This is a genomic window from Niveispirillum sp. FG148, from assembly GCF_057809655.1.
On record NZ_JBMDKJ010000028.1, the window covers coordinates 1 to 16,976 of the forward strand.

Sequence of the window (16,976 nt, forward strand, 5' to 3'; positions counted from 1 at the left end):
AGACCCACCACATCCCGCAACGCAACAACTATTTTCAATCAACCGCTCTTTCCCCCTACGCCAATCCCAACTGTCGCAACTCGGCCAGGCTCAGCGCCGCGCCGGGTTCGCCAGCATTGCCGACACCAGATCGACCAGATTCTGCACGAACCCGTCGGGCCCGACATCCCGTTTGCGGTACTTGGAGCGCTTCACATACCAATCCTGTAGCATAGGCTTGATCAGGCTGGCCGCCATGATCGGATCCAAGGCCCGAAACGAGCCATCAGCCACACCATCGGCAATGACATCATGCAGAAGCGATTCTGTTCGCAGTTCGCTCGCCACCGCCATGTCCCGACCCTGTTTGCCGAACGCCTTTGCCTCCATGAAGGCAAAGACAAACCAGGGGCCCATGGCTTCGGTCAGATAGACATGACGCGCCATGAGGTCACGCAATCGCGCAGCAGGCGTATCCGCCCTGCTGGCCACCAGCGCCATATCGACGGCATCAACGACCTGGCCCAGAATCATCAGCAGCAAGGTGTCCTTGCTGTCGAAATAGCTGTAAAGCGCACCCATCGACAGGCCCGACTGTTCCGACAGATCCCGCAACGACATGGAATGGAAGCCCTTGCGGTTGGCGACGGCCAGGGTCGTTTCCACGATCCTGATCAGGTTGGCCACTGCCGTTTCGGCCTTGCGTACCCGGATCGTGGATTGGTGACGGTCCAGAATGCGCCGACACAGTGCCTCCATCGACACATCATATTCCGCCAGGAATGCACGATAGCTTTCCATATCCGTTCCCCTTCCCTTCCGCCCGCATAGCATGAACGGCCCTTGTCCGCGAAGGGCAAACAGGTTATAGAGCGAGCGTTCGCTCTTTTTCTGGAGGATTTGGGATGGACTTCGTTCTGCCCTCGGCGTTGGAGGATTACCGCCACCGTATCCGAGACTTCGTGGACACCGAAATCCTGCCGGTCGAAGCCGACCGCGCCAATTGGGACGAGCATGAAAATGTCGCTGAGGGGCCCTTGGCGGACCTGCGTGCAAAGGCCAAGGCTGCTGGCCTTTGGACTTTGCAGTTGCCGCGCGAGGCTGGAGGTCAGGGTCTCCCCTTCATCGGGCTGGCCGCTTGCTATGAAGAGATGAACAGGTCCATTTTCGGCCCCGCCTGTTTCAATGCCGCGGCGCCGGACGATGGGAATATGCGACTACTGAGCCAGGTGGGCACGCCGGACCAGAAACGCCGCTGGCTGGAGCCGATCGTGGAAGGCCGGGTGCGGTCGGCCTTCGCCATGACGGAACCCCATCCAGGCGGTGGGTCCGACCCTTCCATGATCCGGACCAGAGCAGAACACAAGAACGGGCGCTGGGTCATCCATGGCCACAAATGGTTCATCACCGGCGCCGGCATCGCCCAGCATTTCATCCTTATCGCGCGTACCTCCGACGATCAGCGCAAGGGCCTGACGGCTTTCCTGTTCGACCGTGACCAGCCCGGCTGGCGCATCGAGCGCCGCATCCCCATCATGGGACCGGAAGAACATGGCGGTCATTGCGAGCTGATCTTCGACGGGTTGGAGATCGCCGATGAAAATGTGCTGATGAATGTCGGCGACGGTTTGAAGGCGACCCAGATCCGCCTGGGGCCGGCACGTCTGACCCATTGCATGCGCTGGACCGGCCTGGCCAAGCGCTGTCTGGAAATTGCCGGTGCCTATGTAAAGGAGCGCCACAGCTTCGGCATGCCACTGGCAGAGCACGAAGGCGTGCAGTGGATGCTGGGCGAAACGGCCATGCAGATCGAGATATCCCGGCTGTTGACCATGCGCGCGGCGGCCGCGCTGGACCGCGGACATTTCGCACGAAAGGAGGTGTCGATGGCGAAGGTTCAGGTGGCCGACACCCTGTCGCGCGCCGCCGATACCGCCATCCAGCTTTGCGGGGCACGCGGTTATTCCCGCGATACGGTGCTGGAATGGATTTACCGCTATGCCCGTCAGGCACGGCTGGTCGATGGCGCGTCGGAGGTCCACAAGATGGTGTTGAGCCGATCCTACCTGCAGGAAGGGGACGGGTTCTGGGGGTGGGCATGAACGCCCCCTTCTCTGCCGATCAGCTGGAAATCCTGTCACGCTGGATCGCGGCAGAAGCGGGGGCCCGGCAGGTCGGGCTGGCCAATATCCGGCGTCTGTCGGGTGGCGCCATCTCTGTCAATCTGGCGATCGACCTGCATATTGAGGGCGGCGCCTTCGATGGAGAGCATGAAGTCGTCTTCCGATCCGGTGCCGCCACCGGCGTGTCCGCCAGCCTGGGCAAGGCCGAGGAAGCGGCCGTGCTGCGTGCGGCCTTCACCGCCGGGGTGACGGTACCGGAACCGCTGTTCGTGGAAGGGTCCGGCCGATTGCTGGGCCCCCCCTTCTATATCATGCGTCGGGCACAGGGCACAGCGGCCGGCCACCGGTTGGTCAAGGGACCGGTTCCGCCTGACCTCGCCCGCACGCTGGGCCGGCAACTGGGGCGCGTGCACACCATCCGACCGGGCACGACCGATCTGGCCTTCCTGTCCCGCCCAGCGCCCGACATCATGGGGAGTTGCCTGAACACCTACCGCGACTGGCTGGGAGAGCAGGCAGCGAGCGATCCGGTCCTCGCCTACGGCCTGCGTTGGCTGGACCGGCACCGACCCGCCACGACCGCCCTGGTCCTGTCCCATCGCGATTATCGCACCGGCAATTACATGGTCGATGAGGGAAAGCTGACCGCCATCATCGATTGGGAATTCGCCGGCTGGTCGGATGCGATGGAGGATATCGGCTGGTTCTGTGCCGCCTGCTGGCGCTTCGGCAAACGGGAACGCGAGGCCGGCGGCATCGGGGATCGGGCTGATTTCTACGCAGGCTATGAGGAGATGTCGGGCCGCAGCATTGACCATGCCGCCGTGGGCTGGTGGGAGGTGATGGCGCACCTGCGCTGGGCCGCCGTGGCCGTACAGCAGGCTAAGCGCCATTTGTCAGGCACAGAGCCGTCGCTGGAACTGGCCCTGACCGGTCGGATGCTGACCGAAATCGAATATGACATGCTGCGCGAGATCGAGCAGAGGGAGGCGGCCCGATGAGCGGCGATTTGCCCGAAATCGACAATCTTCTGGAAACGGCACTGACCACACTGCGCAGCGAGTTGCTGCCCCAGCTTCCCGATCAGGCCCGATATACCGGCCTGATGGTCGCAAATGCCCTTTCCATCGCCCTGCGTGAGCTGCGGGGGGGAATGGAGCGGGCCGCGATGGCGGATGCAATCCGCGATCTGATTGGCAGCAACGATGTCACCGCCCTGTGCAACGCCATAGAGGCTGGCGCTTTCGATGAGACCAGCCGTGACATCGCTCTGCGCCAGGCGCTGATGATCATCACCCGCGCCCGGCTGTCCATCAACAATCCCAAGATGCTGGGGTGACGTTCCCCATCGTTGGTCGATTGACGTTGTCCGTCGCCGGCCATATCATGACCAATGACTCATAAATCATAAATAGCGGCAAAGGGCCGCCAGCAGAACAGCGGAGGATACTGCCCATGTCCGTGATCCAGAACCAGCCGCCCCATCCCGCCATCGAGCCCTCTCCCCCGCCGCCGCCATTGCGGGGAGATCCGATCACGGGTGACCGTTATACCAGCCGGGCCTTCATGGAGCTGGAATGGAACCGGATGTGGACACGGATATGGCATATCGGCGGTTGGGCCGCCGACCTGCCGGAAGCGGGCGATTACATCACCCACGAAATCGGGCGTGAAAGCATCTTGATGGTGCGGCAGGAGGATGGCTCGGTCGCCGCCTTCTACAATGTCTGTCCGCACCGGGGAAACCGGCTTGTCCACGGGGACCTTGGTCACGCCAAGCTGTTCACCTGCTCCTACCATTCCTGGCAGTTTGACCGGTCGGGAAGCACCTGTCGCGTTCAGGACCCCGACGATTTCCCGCAAGGAAACCCCTGTGGAAAGGTCGGGTTGTCGCCGGTTCGCTGCGAGGTCTGGGGCGGCTTCGTCTGGGTCAACATGGATCCCGATGCGCCGCCGCTGCGGCAATTCCTGGACCCGGTGGCCCCGCAGTTCGAGAAGTACAGCATGAGCAGCCAGGTGCGCGTGCTTTATCTGACGGCGGAGGTGAACTGCAACTGGAAGATCATCCATGATAATTTCAACGAAAGTTATCATTTGCCGACCCTGCATCCCGAACTGTCGAGCTTCATCGAGGACGCCTATCAGGACACGATGTTCGACCTCTATGCATCGGGGCATAACCGGATGCGGATGAAGGGGGGGATGCCGTCACTGCGGGCGCAGAGCGTGACGGATGTGGCCCAGCCGTTGGATGATATTCTGCGCGCCTGGGACCTGGACCCGGCCGATTTTCAGGGCCATGCCCGCGACGCCCGCCAAGCCCTGCAACAGCAGAAGCGGCGGCTGGGCAAGGAACGCGGCTTCGCGCATTATGATCTTCTGGATGATGATCAACTGACCGATTATCACCATTACACCCTGTTCCCCAATGTCTCCCTGACCATGAGCGCGGACGGGTTCCAGTTGCTGCGCCCGCAGCCGCACCCGACTGATCCGGAAAAGTGCCTGTTCGACCATTGGTTCATGGTGCCGCTGGTACCGGGGCAGACCCAGACCATGACCCCCGTGGGACCACGCCCCCTGGCCGAAGCCGAACATGAGGTCTTCCGGCACGGGGAGCAGAGCCTGGGCTTTGTCGCCGATCAGGACCTGTCCATCGCCGTGGGGCAGCAGTTGGGTCTGCGGTCGCGCGGCTTCAAGGATGCCTATCTGACAGGGCAGGAAGCGCGCGTTCGTCGCTTCCACGAAATGATCAACGATTATCTGGAGGGCCGGCGCTGACCCTCACGCCTCCACCGTCGCCGTTGATCGGGAGCGGCGACGGTGGGCGGGTTTGGCTTCCGGCTCCGGGCTAGCGGCCGGCGGCGCAGTCATGGGGCCAGCTTTGAGCCCGTTGGCGACAAAGCGCAGATAGGTGTCCAGGATTTCGGGCGACAGGGGCTGTATCTTGCCGTCCACGGCACAAAACCGCATCAGCAGATAGGATCTAGCACCCATCAGCATGCTGGCCACCTGTTCAAGCTCCGCATCGCTGTACAGCGGTGGCTCCTGATCTTTCAGGCTGCGCCGCAGGGAGCGGACATAGCGTTCGATCAGCATGTCAATATGGGCGCGGAAGGCGGTGGGCGCGAACAGCTCCGCCTCCATCATCAGGCGGTACATGTAGGGGTGGGCAACCAGATAGGCGAAGTTTGCCTCCAACCCCCGCCGTTCCACCTCCAGAAGCGAGGTGGCATTGCGCACCGCATCGCTGATCTTGTCCAGCATGCGGGCGCCAAGCGTAGGCAGCAGCAGATCGAACAGTTCCTGCTGCGATTTGAAGTGCAGGTAGAAGGTGCCGTGCGCCACTTTCGCCTTGGCGGTCACACGCGCAATGGAGCAGCCGGAATAGCCATAGCGGCCCACGATCTTAGCCGCCGCCTCGATCAGGGCCAGTCGCGTGGCTTCGTTCTTTTCCACCTTTTCGGCAGACGGCTTCCGTTTCCGGACCTGTGCGTTTGCCCCCACCCCTGAATACTCCTTGACCATGAGCGGCCCCCGGACCAGCACCGGCGCCACATGCTTTCCATTGCCGATGATAGCAACGGATGGGGCGCTGGTTCAACCGGGGGCCACTACGCCACGGCCTTAATCATCCGGGGCAATCACAACAGACAGCCCCTTCAAAGCTGCCTTGACCTTGATCTGACAGGAAAGCCGCGACCAGGGCAGATAATCGGGAAGATCAACCAGTAAAGCCATTTCGTCCGCGCCGGCGGGCGGCAACTGCCCCTCTACCGCGTTCAGAATATGGATGTGGCAGGTGCCACAAGCCATATTGCCCCCACATAGCCCTGCCACCGGCAACCCTGCATCACGCAGGGCCACCATCAGACTGTCTCCATCGGCCGCGTCCAGATCGCACTGCTGGCCGTCGCGGTCGGTAACCCGGATCATGGTCATGGCGATTCCACTTATTGACTTATGATTCATTGATCATAATCATGTTGGGCGCCCGGTCGTCAAGAGCCCTTAGGCGCGGCCTTGCGCAACCCGGAGGGGAATCGAGATGGAAGATGTCATCATCGTGGAAAGATCGGGCGGCGTGGCCCAGGTCCGTTTCAACCGGCCGGACGCGCTGAACGCGCTGAACATGGCGCTGGCCCGCACACTTGACCGGACACTGGCCGGATTGGAGACGGACAGCACCGTGCGCAGCATCATTCTGACCGGTGCCGGACGCGCCTTCATGGCAGGCGGCGACGTGCGGGAGTTTGTGGAAACCCTGGATCAGACGCCTGCCGATCGTCGGGCCTATTTCAACCGGCTGATCGATCATGCCCACGGGGCAGTGCAGCGCATATGGCGCATGCCAAAGCCGGTTATCGCCGCCATCAATGGCCCTGTGGCGGGTTTTGGCATCGGCTTGGCGGCAGCCTGCGATTTCTCCATAGCAACCGAAGGGGCGGCCTTTTCCCTGGCCTATTGCCATCTGGGAGCGACGCCGGATGGCGGGGCAACAATGATCCTGCCGCAGCTGTGCGGTCTGAAACGCGCCAGTGAGCTGGTAATGCTGGGAGATCGCTTCAGCGCCAACGAAGCCCATCAATTGGGCATCGTCAATCAGGTGGTGGCTACCGACATGCTGCCATCAACGACCGATGCCCTGTCGCAGCGCCTGGCCGCCGGTCCGCTTGGCGCCCATGCCGCCGCCAAGGCTCTGTTGCGCGGCCCGCTGACCGCCGCCTTCATGGCCCAGCTCCTGATGGAAAAGGATCAGTTCGCCACACGGGCCGACAGCGCGGAATTCGCCGAGGGGCTAAGCGCCTTCGCAGCAAAGCGACGCCCGGATTTCACCGCGACCCGGACTTGACAAGCCGCTGCGCGAGCAGCATTGTGACTGACGGATCAGCATTCATTATTCTGATCCCCAAGGTCGGGCGCGCCGACCCAAATGATCCACATAATCGGGAGGAAGAGATGCCGTTCACGGGACCGGTGGAGGACCGTCTGGCCATCCGCGAGTTAAACGAAACCTACGCGGACGCCGTCAATCAGCACAATGCCGAAGACTGGGCTTCGACCTGGGCCGAGGACAGTTTCTGGTGCCTGCCCCATGTGCCGGGCATGGAGAAGCTGTCAGGCAAACAGACAATTGTCGATGCCTGGGTCGCGGCAATGAAACACTATCCCGACATCGTCTTTCTGGTGCTTCCCGGCTTCATCAAGGTCGATGGCGATCAGGCGACGGCGCGCATGTATACGGCTGAATCCTACACCGACAGCGAAGGCGTCGCCCGCCGCACCCATGGCCAGTATGACGATATTCTGGTGAAGATCGACGGGCGCTGGGCTTTCAAATCCCGCACCTTTTCCGTCCGCTACTGGGTCTGACGGGGGACATCATGGGACGTCTTGAAGGCAAGGGCGCCATCGTCATTGGCGCCGCCAATCGTGACAATATGGGTCAGGTGATTGCCCGCCGCTTCGCCGCCGAAGGTGCAACCGTGGTGGTGGCGGGGCGCAAGCGGGATGAGTTGGAGCGGCTGGCCGATGAAATCGGGGGCCATGCCACGATCTGCGACATTACCGACCGGGCACAGGTTTTCGCTCTGGCCGATTTCGCCAGGGAAAAGCTGGGCCATGTCGATATCGCCCTGAACGCCACGGGCTGGGGCCTGCTGAAACCCTTCCTGGAGACGACCGAGGAAGAGTTCGACCAGATGAGCGCGCTTCAGTTCAAGGGGCCGTTCATGTTCTATCAGGCGGTGATCGGCGCCATGGATCGCGGCGGGTCGATCATTCAGATCAGTTCCGCCACCGCCACCATCATGTTGAACGATCACGCCACCTATATGGGCGCCAAGGCCGGGACCGATCATATCATCCGCGTCGTCGCGCATGAGTTCGGCGGCCAGGGCATTCGCGCCAACTCCATTTCCCCCGGCCTGACCGCAACGCCGATGACGGAAGGGCATATGGCAATCCCCGGCCTGACCGAGGCATTCCTGCCCGAATATCCGTTGGGCCGGATCGGCACATCCGACGACATCGCCGCCGCCGCCGTCTGGCTGGCCTCCGACGAATGCTTCATGACGGGGGCGAATTTGCAGGTGAATGGCGGCCTGACCCTGCGCCGGAACCCGACGCGGGAGGAAGTGGCGGCGTCAATAGCGCGGGCGGCAGGGGGTTAGAGTTTATCAGGCGCTTCCAGAAGCACCTGATAAACTCTAAGCTTTTGGTTTGTCGTGTGATTCACGCTTCAAATGATTCCATTTGAAGCGATCACACTCTAATCCCCCTGCCCCGCCACTTTCCGCCTGCGAGGCGGCGCCAGCGGCACCACCTCCGCTGCCGGAAACACCATGGCAGCGTCCGCTGGCGACGGCGGTTTCACGCCCAAGCCCTCTGCGACAAAGCGCAGATAAGTTTCCGTCAGTTCCGGCGTCAGCGGCTTCAGGCTGTTGCCCTGCACGCAGAACCGCGTCAGCAGATAATAGCGCGCACCCAGCAGCATGGAGATGACGGCATCCAACTGATCCTCGCTGAAGGCCGGCTGGCTTTGTGCCGCCATCGATCGCCGCAGCGATTTCTTGTAGGGCTTTGCCAGTTCCTCAAAATATTGCCGGTAGGCCACGGGGGCATAGAGTTCCGCCTCCGAGGTGACACGGTGCAAATAGGGGTGCTGCACCAGATAATCGAAATTCGCCGTCAGCCCGCGCTGCTCCAGTTCGATCAGGCTTTTGCTGTCACGCACCGCCTTGCCGATCACGTCCAGCATCTCCGCACCCAACGCCGGCAGCAACTGGTCGAACAGATCCTGCTGCGATTTGAAATGAAGATAGAATGTGCCATGCGCAACCTTCGCCCGCGCCGCGACGCGGGCGATGGAACAGCCAGCATACCCATATTTGCCGATGACACGCGCGGCGGCGTTCAGCAGACGGGTACGCGTCTCCTCATTCTTCTGCTGTTGGGCCTGCGACCGTCGGCGACGGCCGGACGGCTTTTCATTTTCCTCGGCTCCGTCGATGACGGGAGCGACTTTCTGCTTCCTGGGCGGCACGGCTTCACCCTGATTGCTGTCGGGAAGGCGGCGGATCAACGCCAATGCTGATTGATGACTCTATAATCATTTAGTCACAATCCAGGCCGCGTCGCAATCCGCCCTTTTCAAGCCACGCAACCTGCGACCCAAAATCCGGCCGACACGGGGAACTGTCGTTGACGGGCCGAAGATGCAACGCTACAATGACTAGTGAATCAAAAATCATTGTTGGGAGGTTTGGGGCCTTGACCCCTATGCCGCACACCGACCGGGCCGACCACGGCCCACCCGCGCGGCACGCCTTGCCCTGCCCGACATCACAGGGGGGATTTCATGCAGATCAGCCGAGACCAGATGCTGCGCGCCTACCGGCAGATGGTAACGATCCGGGAATTTGAGGAACGAATCCATGTCGATATCCAGCGCGGCGGCATCGCCGGCTTCACCCATCTTTATGCCGGCCAGGAAGCCGTCGCCGTCGGGGTGTGCGAACACCTGACGGAACGGGACAAGATCATCAGCACCCATCGCGGCCACGGTCATTGCATCGCCAAAGGCTGTGACGTCATCGGGATGATGAAGGAAATCTACGGCCGACAAGACGGGTTGTGCAAGGGCAAGGGTGGTTCCATGCACATCGCCGATCTGGACAAGGGCATGCTGGGTGCCAATGGCATTGTCGGCGGCGGACCGCCCATCGCGGTTGGCGCCGCCATCACGGCCAAGGTGCTGAAGACCGGCGGCGTGGCCGTTTCTTTCAGCGGCGATGGCGCCAGCAACCAGGGCACCGTGTTCGAGGCGATGAACATGGCCGTGGTGCTGAAGGTGCCGAAGATTTTCGTGCTGGAGAATAACGGTTACAGCGAACATACCGGTTTCAGCTATGCAGTGGGCAGCCGGGACATGGTGCGCCGCACCGAAGGCTTCGGCATGCCTGTGTTCAAGGCCGACGGCTATGATTTCTTCTCCGTCTATGAGGCGATGCGTCAGGCGACGGAACTGTCGCGCAACGGGGGCGGGCCATGCGCCGTCTATGCCGAATGCACCCGCTTCTTCGGGCATTTTGAAGGCGACCCGCAGCTTTACCGCGCCAAGGACGAGGTGGCGCGCCTTCGCGCGGAAAATGACAGCCTGAAAATCCTCCGCCAGCGGGTGACGGAAGCCGGATTGCTGCCCGGCAGTGACTTGGATCAGGTCGAAGGCGAGGTCCGCGACCTGATAGACCGCGCCGTCCGGGAGGCTGTGGCTGCCCCGGCCCCCACCGCCGCCGACGTTCTGACCGACGTCTATATCAGCTATTGAGCGGGAGCCTGACCCATGCCCAAGATTTCCATGCGCCAGGCGATCAATGACGCCCTGCATCTTGAAATGGAACGCGACCCCCGCGTCATCGTGCTGGGGGAAGATGTGTCCGGCGGGGCCGGCGGCACCTCTGGCGAGCGTGAAGCGGCTGGCGGCGTCTTTGGTCTGACCAAGGGGCTGCTGCCCCGGTTCGGCGAGGATCGCGTGATCGACACGCCGATTTCCGAAAGCTGCATCGTCGGCGCCGCCAATGGCGCGGCCCTGACCGGCCTGCGCCCGGTAGCCGAGATCATGTTTGCCGACTTTGTCGGCGTCTGCCTGGACCAGTTGCTGAACCAGGCGGCCAAGTTCCGCTACATGTTCGGCGGCAAGGCACGCACGCCCCTGGTCATTCGCATGACCTGCGGTGGGGGCATGAACGCGGCGGCTCAGCATTCACAGACCATCTACCCCATGCTGACCAGCATTCCGGGCTTGAAGGTGGTGATCCCGTCCAATGCCTATGACGCCAAGGGCCTGCTGCTCACCGCCATCCGCGATGACGATCCGGTGATCTTCTTCGAGCACAAGTCGCTTTACATGGACGAATGCGAGGTGCCAGACGGGGATTACACGATCCCGTTTGGCGAGGCGGCCATGGTGCGCGAGGGCGAGCATGTCACCGTCGTGGCCCTGGCACGCATGGTGCCACTGGCCATCGGTGTCGTCGACAAGCTGGCCGCGGAGGGGATCACCTGTGACCTGATCGACCCGCGCACCACCAGCCCGCTGGACGAGGAAACCATCCTGGAAAGCGTGCGGGCCACGGGCCGGCTGGTGGTGGTGGATGAAAGCCCGCCGCGCTGTTCCGTGGCCGCCGATATCGCGGCCCTGGCGGCGGAGAAGGCCTTCCACCACCTGAAGGCCCCCATCATCCAGGTCACCGCCCCCCATACACCCGTGCCCTTCGCACGGGAACTGGAAGCGGCCTATCTGCCATCGCCGGAGAAGATTGAAGCGGCGATCCGCAAAGTACTTTCCGGCCGTTGACACAGGGGTAAAGACGCGATGAACGCCATCACCCCGATCATCATGCCCAAATGGGGCCTGGAAATGTCGGAAGGGACGATTTCCAACTGGCACGTAGCGGAGGGGCAAGCCCTTTCCCGTGGCGTGGAAATCGTCGATATCGAAACCGCCAAGATCGTCAACACGCTGGAATCCGATCTGGAAGGCACGGTGCGGCGGCTGGTGGCACCCGTAGGGCAGACCCTGCCCGTGGGGGCCCTGATTGCCATTGTCGCCGATGCCAGCGTGACCGAAGCAGATATTGACCGCTTCATCCGGGGCGATGTCGCGCCAGCATCGGTGGAACCATCTCCACCCGCCGCGGCCCCGGAAACCGTAGTGGGCAAGGCTGCGCCGGCGGCGATTGCCGATGCCGAATTGGAGCGCCGGAACGAGGCGGCGTCCGCCACCCCCATCGCCCGCCGCATTGCCAACTGGCATGGCCTGGACCTGTCGCGAGTAACGGGTACGGGGCGCAACGGCCGCATCAACCAGGAAGATGTGGAAGCCTATATCGCCGCCCATCCGCCGGCAGAGGCACCCGTCCCAACCACGAAAGCGGCGCCGGCGGCCATCGACAATGGATCGGTCCATGCCACCTCCCATGCCATCCGGCTGGCCAATCGACTGGGCGTTGATCTTCGGCATATGGCCGGCACGGGCCGGCATGGCCGTGTGAATGTGGAGGATGTGGAGCGCCACGCCGACGCGCGGGGGCTGCTGCCGCCCGCAGCAGCCCCCGCGGTTACCCCCCCCGCCGGGCCGGCGGCGCGTAAACTGGCGGCGGATCTGGGTATCCCGCTATCCAGCGTGACACCGACAGGGTCAAAGGGGCATGCGACGAAGGAAGATGTGCGGGCCGCCGCCTCTACCCTGGCATCGCCTCCCGTCCCCCCTCTTGACGGGGATCTGGCGCCGCACAGCGCCATGCGGCGCACCATCGCCACCGCCCTGACCGCCGCCAAGCGCGACGTGCCGCATTTCTATCTGACGGCCGACATCCTGATGGATGATCTGCTGACCTTGCGGTCACAGTTGAACGGACTGCCGGGACAGAAAATATCGGTCAATGACTTCATCATCCGCGCCTCTGCCCTGGCCCTGGTCGATGTGCCCGACGTGAATGTGCAGTTCACATCGGAAGGGATGCGCCGGTTCGGTCAAGCCAATATCGCCGTCGCCGTGGCGATCGAAGGCGGGCTGGTGACCCCCGTGCTGCGCAACGCGGGATCAAAATCCCTGCGGACCATCGCGGCGGAGGCTGCCTCCCTGGCAAGCCGGGCCCGCGACCGTCGCCTGGTGTCGCAGGACCTTTGCGATGGCACCTTTGCCGTCTCCAACCTGGGCATGTTCGGCATCCGGCATTTCCAGGCCATCATCGCCCCGCCTCAGGCCGCCATCCTGGCTGTGGGCGCCACCCGGCGGGAGGCGCAGGAAGCCAGCGACGGCGCCGTCCGCTTCCGGTCGGTGATGTCGGTGACACTGTCCTGCGACCACCGGGCCATTGACGGCGCAGCAGGTGCCCGTTTCCTGGCCGCGCTGCGCCAGCATCTGGAACAGCCGCTGGGATTGCTGAGTTGACGGAGAGACCATCCATGGCCGATCTGGACATCCTGCTGGCCAAGCAGGCACTGCACGAACTGAACATGGCCTATAACCGGGCCGTGGATCGCGCAGACGAGGCGCTGTTGCGCAGCGTCTGGCACCCGGAAGCCACCGTCGATTTCGGCTATTTCGCCGGGTCGGCGGCGGAATTCTGCAGGCTGGCCGTGGGGGCGACGGGCGGGCTGGCCCGGTCGTTCCACATGGCGGGCAATGAGTGGTTCGATATCCGCGGCGATCGGGCCGTGGGAGAAATCTACAGCCTGACGCTGGCGGCCGCGGCGGACGCCGACACGGACAGTGTCCTGTATGGCCGCTATCTGGACCGATATCAGCGTCGGGACGGCGTATGGAAATTCAGCCATCGCCATTATCTGATGGACTGGAATGCCAGCCCGCCGCGCAGCGTGTCCTGGGACCAGGGCGTGTTCGCCTTGATGAAGCATCGGGGCGGGCACGCGCCATCCGACGCCGTCTATGCGCTGTGGAATTCTTAAATCAGGGTGATCTCCAAATGACCTGGGTGAGGTCGCCCTGAAGCCTATTCCGTCTTCCCCACCCGATGGCAGGGAAGACGGAAGACTTTCCCTACCGCGCCAGGATCGTCACCGCGGAAACGCCCGGCGCCCCGTAGACGTGGGTATAGCCGGTGCGCACCGGTCTGGATACCTGCCGTGCCCCGGCATCACCGCGCAGTTGCAATACCGTCTCATAGACCTGACGCAACCCCGATGCGCCGATGGGTTCACCATTGGCCAGGCAGCCGCCATCGGTATTGACGGGCAACCTGCCATCCAGCCGGGTCAACCCGTCGCGCAGCCATTTCTCCTGCTCGCCATCGCGGCAGAAGCCATTCTCCGCCATATGCATGATCTCCGCCCCGCTTTCAGTGTCCTGAAGCTGGGCGATATCGATATCCTCCGGCCCGATGCCGGCCATGGCGAAGGCCCCCCGGGCGGCGATGGGTGTCGCGCCCTCCCCCTCCTCCACGGACAGGCTGGGGCTGAACACTTCAAACGATCCGGCACCGCGCGTGCGCATGGCCGCTGCCTTCAGCCAGACCGGATGACCTGTCAACTGCGCCGCCTTTTTCGGGCTGGCCAGGACCAGGGCAACCGCCCCTTCGCCAGGTGAGCAGAACATGTACTGGCGCAACGGGTCGCTGATCATCGCCGACTGCGCGATCTCATTGTATGACAGTGCCCGGCGGCGCCAGGCATTGGGGTTCAAGGCGCCATTGGCAAAGGCCTTTTCCGCCACCCGGATCAGGGCGTCGTCGGTGATGCCGTAGAGCGCCATATAGCGCTGGATCTTCATGGCAAAGAACTGGGTGGTCAGAGCGAACCCCACCTCCCCATACCATTCGGGCAGGCCCCAGTCGGCCGGGCGCACCCGAAACGATCCCTGTTCATGCTTGTCGAAGCCGACGACCAGACCCAGGTCATACTGGCCCGATCGGATGGCCCCGTAAGCGGAGATCAGAGCGGAACCGCCGGTAGCGCAGCCATTGGCGACATTGATGAATTGCAGGCCCGTCAGACCCAATTCCTCCACCATTGTGTCGGCATTACCGCCATCCTGGCTGCCGCCATAGGCGAACTGCACGTCGCCCCAGCCGATGCCCGCATCGGCAAGCGCCTGGCGCACGGCAAAAGCCCCCTGTTCCAAACCCGTGCGGTCCGGCGTCCGTCCGAAAGGGTGGATTCCGATCCCGACAATCGCCACATCCGACATGACCCCTGCCTCCCCTTTTCTTGCTCTCACGCCACAGGGCGGAACGCGTACATCAGCAATTCTTGCCCCTGTTCATCCTGGAACAGGGGGCGGATGGTCAGGCGCATGGGCATGCCGATGCGCAAATCCTCCAGCGCACAATCGACCAGCCGCGTTTCCACCCGCACCTGCCCCGACAGTTCGACATAGCCCAGGGCGAAAGGTTGGAATTCCGCCTTCGTTTCCCGTCCCAGATAGGGGGGCTGTTTGGGCAGAAAACGCTGCACGGTCCAACTCCACAGCGCCCCTTCGCGCGCCAGTTCGACCGGTTTTTCCCCCGGTCTTCCCATGAAGGGAAAGCGGATGCGCCCGCGCGCATCCATCCCGCCGATCAGGGCGGGATTATCGCTGGGCCAGGTAAAGACATTGTCGGCAAGCGGTCTGCCTTCCATCACCATGATGGTCCCTCCGTTGTTTGGCCGCTTCTGGGATGGGTCAACGCAATCGTCGCGTGGATACGTTGACTTTTGATTCACCAGTCATGATAATGGCGGGAAGACTGGGTGCTTGTCAATTGCACAGGGGGCCACGGCCCTGACCCGCAACAATCATTTCCACAAAGGGGGGAGGACATCTAATGGACCTTCGGCTGACCGGGCGCAAGGCGCTGATCACCGGTTCCACGCGCGGCATCGGCCGCCGCATTGCAGAGGCGCTGGCGCGGGAGAGCTGCGACATCGCAATCGGCGCCCGCAAGGCGGCGGAAGTGGATGCCGCCATCGCCGACCTGTCGGGCCTGGGAGTTAAGGTGGTCGGGGCGGCCATGGATGCCGCCGACGCCGACTCCGTCAAGGACTGGGTCACCAGCATGGGGACGGCTCTGGGGGGGATTGATATCCTGGTGCCCAATGTCTCCGCCGGCGGCAGTATGAACGGGGAACAGAGCTGGCACGATGCCTATCAGATCGATGTGCTGGGCACGCTGCGCGCCATTGACGCGGCCTTGCCAGCGCTGGAAGCGTCGGGCCAGGGGGCCATCACCATCACCGGCACCACGGCGGCCGTGGAAACCTTCATGGCTCCCATGGCCTATAACGCCATGAAGGGCGCCTTGATCGTGCATGCCAAGCAACTGTCCCAGACATTGCTGCCGCGCGGCATCCGGGTCAATGTCGTCTCCCCCGGACCCATCGAGTTTCCCGGCGGCGCCTGGGAGGGGATCAAAGCCGGCGCACCCGAGCTTTACGCTGCGGCCGTTGCCGCCCAGCCGTCGGGCCGCCTGGGCACGCCGGAAGAGGTGGCTTCCTGCGTGGCCTTCCTGTCCAGTCCGGCGGCAAGCTGGGTCACCGGCGTCAACCTGGTGGTTGACGGCGGCTATACCAAGCGCGTTCAGTTGTGATGACCCGCGGAGGAACCGACATGTCCAGCAGGATCGACGTCTATCTGGTGGCCGGCGGCAAATATCACGACATCAATTTCGCCCGACTGGAGCTGCTGAAGCTGCTGGCCGAGCATGAGGATATCCGGGTCGAGGTGGGCCCTGATTACAGCCGCATTGCCGAGATCGAGGCGGCGGATGTGCTGATCACCTATACCTGCGATGTGGTGCCGACGGCTGAGCAGCAGGCGGGGCTGCGCCGGTTCCTGGCCAAGGGCGGCAAATGGTTCGCCCTGCACGGCACCAACTCGGTGATCAAGTTTCTCGACGATGGTCACATCGACTGCCCCGACCTGGATATCGACCTGTCGGACATGCTCGGCAGCCAGTTCCGGGCGCACCCGCCCATCTGCCGCTATGAAATCCAGGTGACGGACAGCACCCATCCCCTGACGCGCGGCCTGAAAAATTTCTGGGTGGAGGATGAACTGTATCTGGGCAGTGTCAGCCCCGGCAACCACACCCTGCTGCACACACGCTGGGGCGGGAACTGTGCCCCCTTCGTGCAGGAAGAATGGCCAGAGGCGGACCACCCCGTGATGTATCTGCGCGACCATGGACCAGGAAAGGTTCTGTATCTTGTGTTGGGCCATTGCCGGGGCAAGCACGATCTGCGCCCGTTGATGGAGGAATATCCCCATAATGAGCGCTGTTCCTGGCAAAGCCCCGTCTTCTATGAGTTGCTTCGCCGCGGTATCCGGTGGAGCATGGAACGGGGTGCCGTGGACGGGGCGGCGTTTTAGCC

General features: G+C 63.0%; 19 protein-coding genes. 13 read left to right on the forward strand and 6 right to left on the reverse strand.

Annotation, left to right across the window (positions count from 1 at the left end; genetic code table 11):
* Positions 1-90: 90 nt before the first annotated feature.
* The gene (locus tag ACODTW_RS22255) at positions 91-780 is read right to left on the reverse strand and encodes a TetR/AcrR family transcriptional regulator (protein WP_488948287.1); all 690 of its coding nucleotides are present in this window, start codon (positions 778-780) and stop codon (positions 91-93) included.
* Between the two features lie 104 nt (positions 781-884).
* Between ACODTW_RS22255 and ACODTW_RS22260 the strand changes: the two genes are divergently transcribed.
* The 4 genes from ACODTW_RS22260 to ACODTW_RS22275 all read left to right on the forward strand — a co-directional run bounded on the left by ACODTW_RS22260 (position 885) and on the right by ACODTW_RS22275 (position 4,883).
* Positions 885-2,081 carry an acyl-CoA dehydrogenase family protein gene (locus ACODTW_RS22260; protein ID WP_488948288.1) on the forward strand — a complete coding sequence of 399 codons (1,197 nt, stop codon included), beginning with the start codon at positions 885-887 and terminating at the stop codon, positions 2,079-2,081.
* Positions 2,078-3,103, forward strand: coding sequence for a phosphotransferase family protein (locus tag ACODTW_RS22265; protein ID WP_488948289.1), 1,026 nt, complete (start codon positions 2,078-2,080; stop codon positions 3,101-3,103). Before ACODTW_RS22260 ends, ACODTW_RS22265 begins: the two co-directional genes overlap by 4 nt.
* Complete coding sequence (locus ACODTW_RS22270) at positions 3,100-3,441, forward strand: DUF6285 domain-containing protein (protein ID WP_488948290.1); 342 nt, start codon at positions 3,100-3,102, stop codon at positions 3,439-3,441. The genes ACODTW_RS22265 and ACODTW_RS22270 overlap by 4 nt, the downstream gene beginning before the upstream one ends.
* Positions 3,442-3,557: 116 nt before the next feature.
* Positions 3,558-4,883: an aromatic ring-hydroxylating oxygenase subunit alpha gene (locus ACODTW_RS22275; protein WP_488948291.1), complete on the forward strand. Its 1,326-nt coding sequence runs from the start codon at positions 3,558-3,560 to the stop codon at positions 4,881-4,883.
* A gap of 3 nt (positions 4,884-4,886) precedes the next feature.
* Here ACODTW_RS22275 and ACODTW_RS22280 read toward each other — a convergent pair whose 3' ends face one another.
* The gene (locus ACODTW_RS22280; RefSeq protein ID WP_488948292.1) at positions 4,887-5,609 is read right to left on the reverse strand and encodes a TetR/AcrR family transcriptional regulator; all 723 of its coding nucleotides are present in this window, start codon (positions 5,607-5,609) and stop codon (positions 4,887-4,889) included.
* A gap of 120 nt (positions 5,610-5,729) precedes the next feature.
* Positions 5,730-6,044 carry a 2Fe-2S iron-sulfur cluster-binding protein gene (locus ACODTW_RS22285; protein ID WP_488948293.1) on the reverse strand — a complete coding sequence of 105 codons (315 nt, stop codon included), beginning with the start codon at positions 6,042-6,044 and terminating at the stop codon, positions 5,730-5,732.
* 106 nt (positions 6,045-6,150) lie between these two features.
* On the opposite strand from ACODTW_RS22285, the gene ACODTW_RS22290 reads away from it, so the two are divergent.
* The 3 genes from ACODTW_RS22290 (at position 6,151) to ACODTW_RS22300 (ending at position 8,275) form a co-directional block, all read left to right on the forward strand.
* Positions 6,151-6,954, forward strand: a complete 804-nt coding sequence (locus ACODTW_RS22290; RefSeq protein WP_488948294.1) for an enoyl-CoA hydratase/isomerase family protein — start codon at positions 6,151-6,153, stop codon at positions 6,952-6,954.
* 107 nt (positions 6,955-7,061) lie between these two features.
* Positions 7,062-7,475, forward strand: a complete 414-nt coding sequence (locus tag ACODTW_RS22295; RefSeq protein WP_488948295.1) for a nuclear transport factor 2 family protein — start codon at positions 7,062-7,064, stop codon at positions 7,473-7,475.
* An 11-nt stretch (positions 7,476-7,486) separates the two neighbouring features.
* A complete protein-coding gene (locus tag ACODTW_RS22300; RefSeq protein WP_488948296.1) occupies positions 7,487-8,275 on the forward strand; it encodes an SDR family oxidoreductase in 789 nt (262 codons plus the stop codon).
* Positions 8,276-8,373: 98 nt separating this feature from the next.
* On the opposite strand, the gene ACODTW_RS22305 is transcribed toward ACODTW_RS22300, so the two are convergent.
* Positions 8,374-9,186 carry a TetR/AcrR family transcriptional regulator gene (locus ACODTW_RS22305; RefSeq protein WP_488948297.1) on the reverse strand — a complete coding sequence of 271 codons (813 nt, stop codon included), beginning with the start codon at positions 9,184-9,186 and terminating at the stop codon, positions 8,374-8,376.
* 276 nt (positions 9,187-9,462) lie between these two features.
* Here ACODTW_RS22305 and ACODTW_RS22310 point away from each other — a divergent pair, with 276 nt between their 5' ends.
* Genes ACODTW_RS22310 through ACODTW_RS22325 form a run of 4 tightly spaced genes read left to right on the forward strand, consistent with a single transcriptional unit; the run spans position 9,463 to position 13,577 of the window.
* Entirely contained in the window at positions 9,463-10,431 is a 969-nt protein-coding gene (locus ACODTW_RS22310; protein WP_488948298.1) for a thiamine pyrophosphate-dependent dehydrogenase E1 component subunit alpha, read from the forward strand.
* A gap of 15 nt (positions 10,432-10,446) precedes the next feature.
* Positions 10,447-11,460 (forward strand): alpha-ketoacid dehydrogenase subunit beta, encoded by a 1,014-nt coding sequence (locus ACODTW_RS22315; protein WP_488948299.1) that lies wholly within the window; start codon positions 10,447-10,449, stop codon positions 11,458-11,460.
* A gap of 18 nt (positions 11,461-11,478) precedes the next feature.
* Complete coding sequence (locus tag ACODTW_RS22320) at positions 11,479-13,059, forward strand: dihydrolipoamide acetyltransferase family protein (protein WP_488948300.1); 1,581 nt, start codon at positions 11,479-11,481, stop codon at positions 13,057-13,059.
* A 14-nt stretch (positions 13,060-13,073) separates the two neighbouring features.
* Positions 13,074-13,577 carry a nuclear transport factor 2 family protein gene (locus ACODTW_RS22325; RefSeq protein WP_488948301.1) on the forward strand — a complete coding sequence of 168 codons (504 nt, stop codon included), beginning with the start codon at positions 13,074-13,076 and terminating at the stop codon, positions 13,575-13,577.
* Between the two features lie 91 nt (positions 13,578-13,668).
* Here ACODTW_RS22325 and ACODTW_RS22330 read toward each other — a convergent pair whose 3' ends face one another.
* A complete protein-coding gene (locus ACODTW_RS22330; RefSeq protein ID WP_488948302.1) occupies positions 13,669-14,814 on the reverse strand; it encodes a thiolase family protein in 1,146 nt (381 codons plus the stop codon).
* Positions 14,815-14,840: 26 nt separating this feature from the next.
* Positions 14,841-15,251 (reverse strand): Zn-ribbon domain-containing OB-fold protein, encoded by a 411-nt coding sequence (locus ACODTW_RS22335; protein WP_488948303.1) that lies wholly within the window; start codon positions 15,249-15,251, stop codon positions 14,841-14,843.
* A gap of 179 nt (positions 15,252-15,430) precedes the next feature.
* On the opposite strand from ACODTW_RS22335, the gene ACODTW_RS22340 reads away from it, so the two are divergent.
* Positions 15,431-16,192: an SDR family NAD(P)-dependent oxidoreductase gene (locus ACODTW_RS22340; protein WP_488948304.1), complete on the forward strand. Its 762-nt coding sequence runs from the start codon at positions 15,431-15,433 to the stop codon at positions 16,190-16,192.
* 20 nt (positions 16,193-16,212) lie between these two features.
* Positions 16,213-16,974: a ThuA domain-containing protein gene (locus tag ACODTW_RS22345; protein ID WP_488948305.1), complete on the forward strand. Its 762-nt coding sequence runs from the start codon at positions 16,213-16,215 to the stop codon at positions 16,972-16,974.
* The last annotated feature ends 2 nt before the right edge of the window (positions 16,975-16,976 follow it).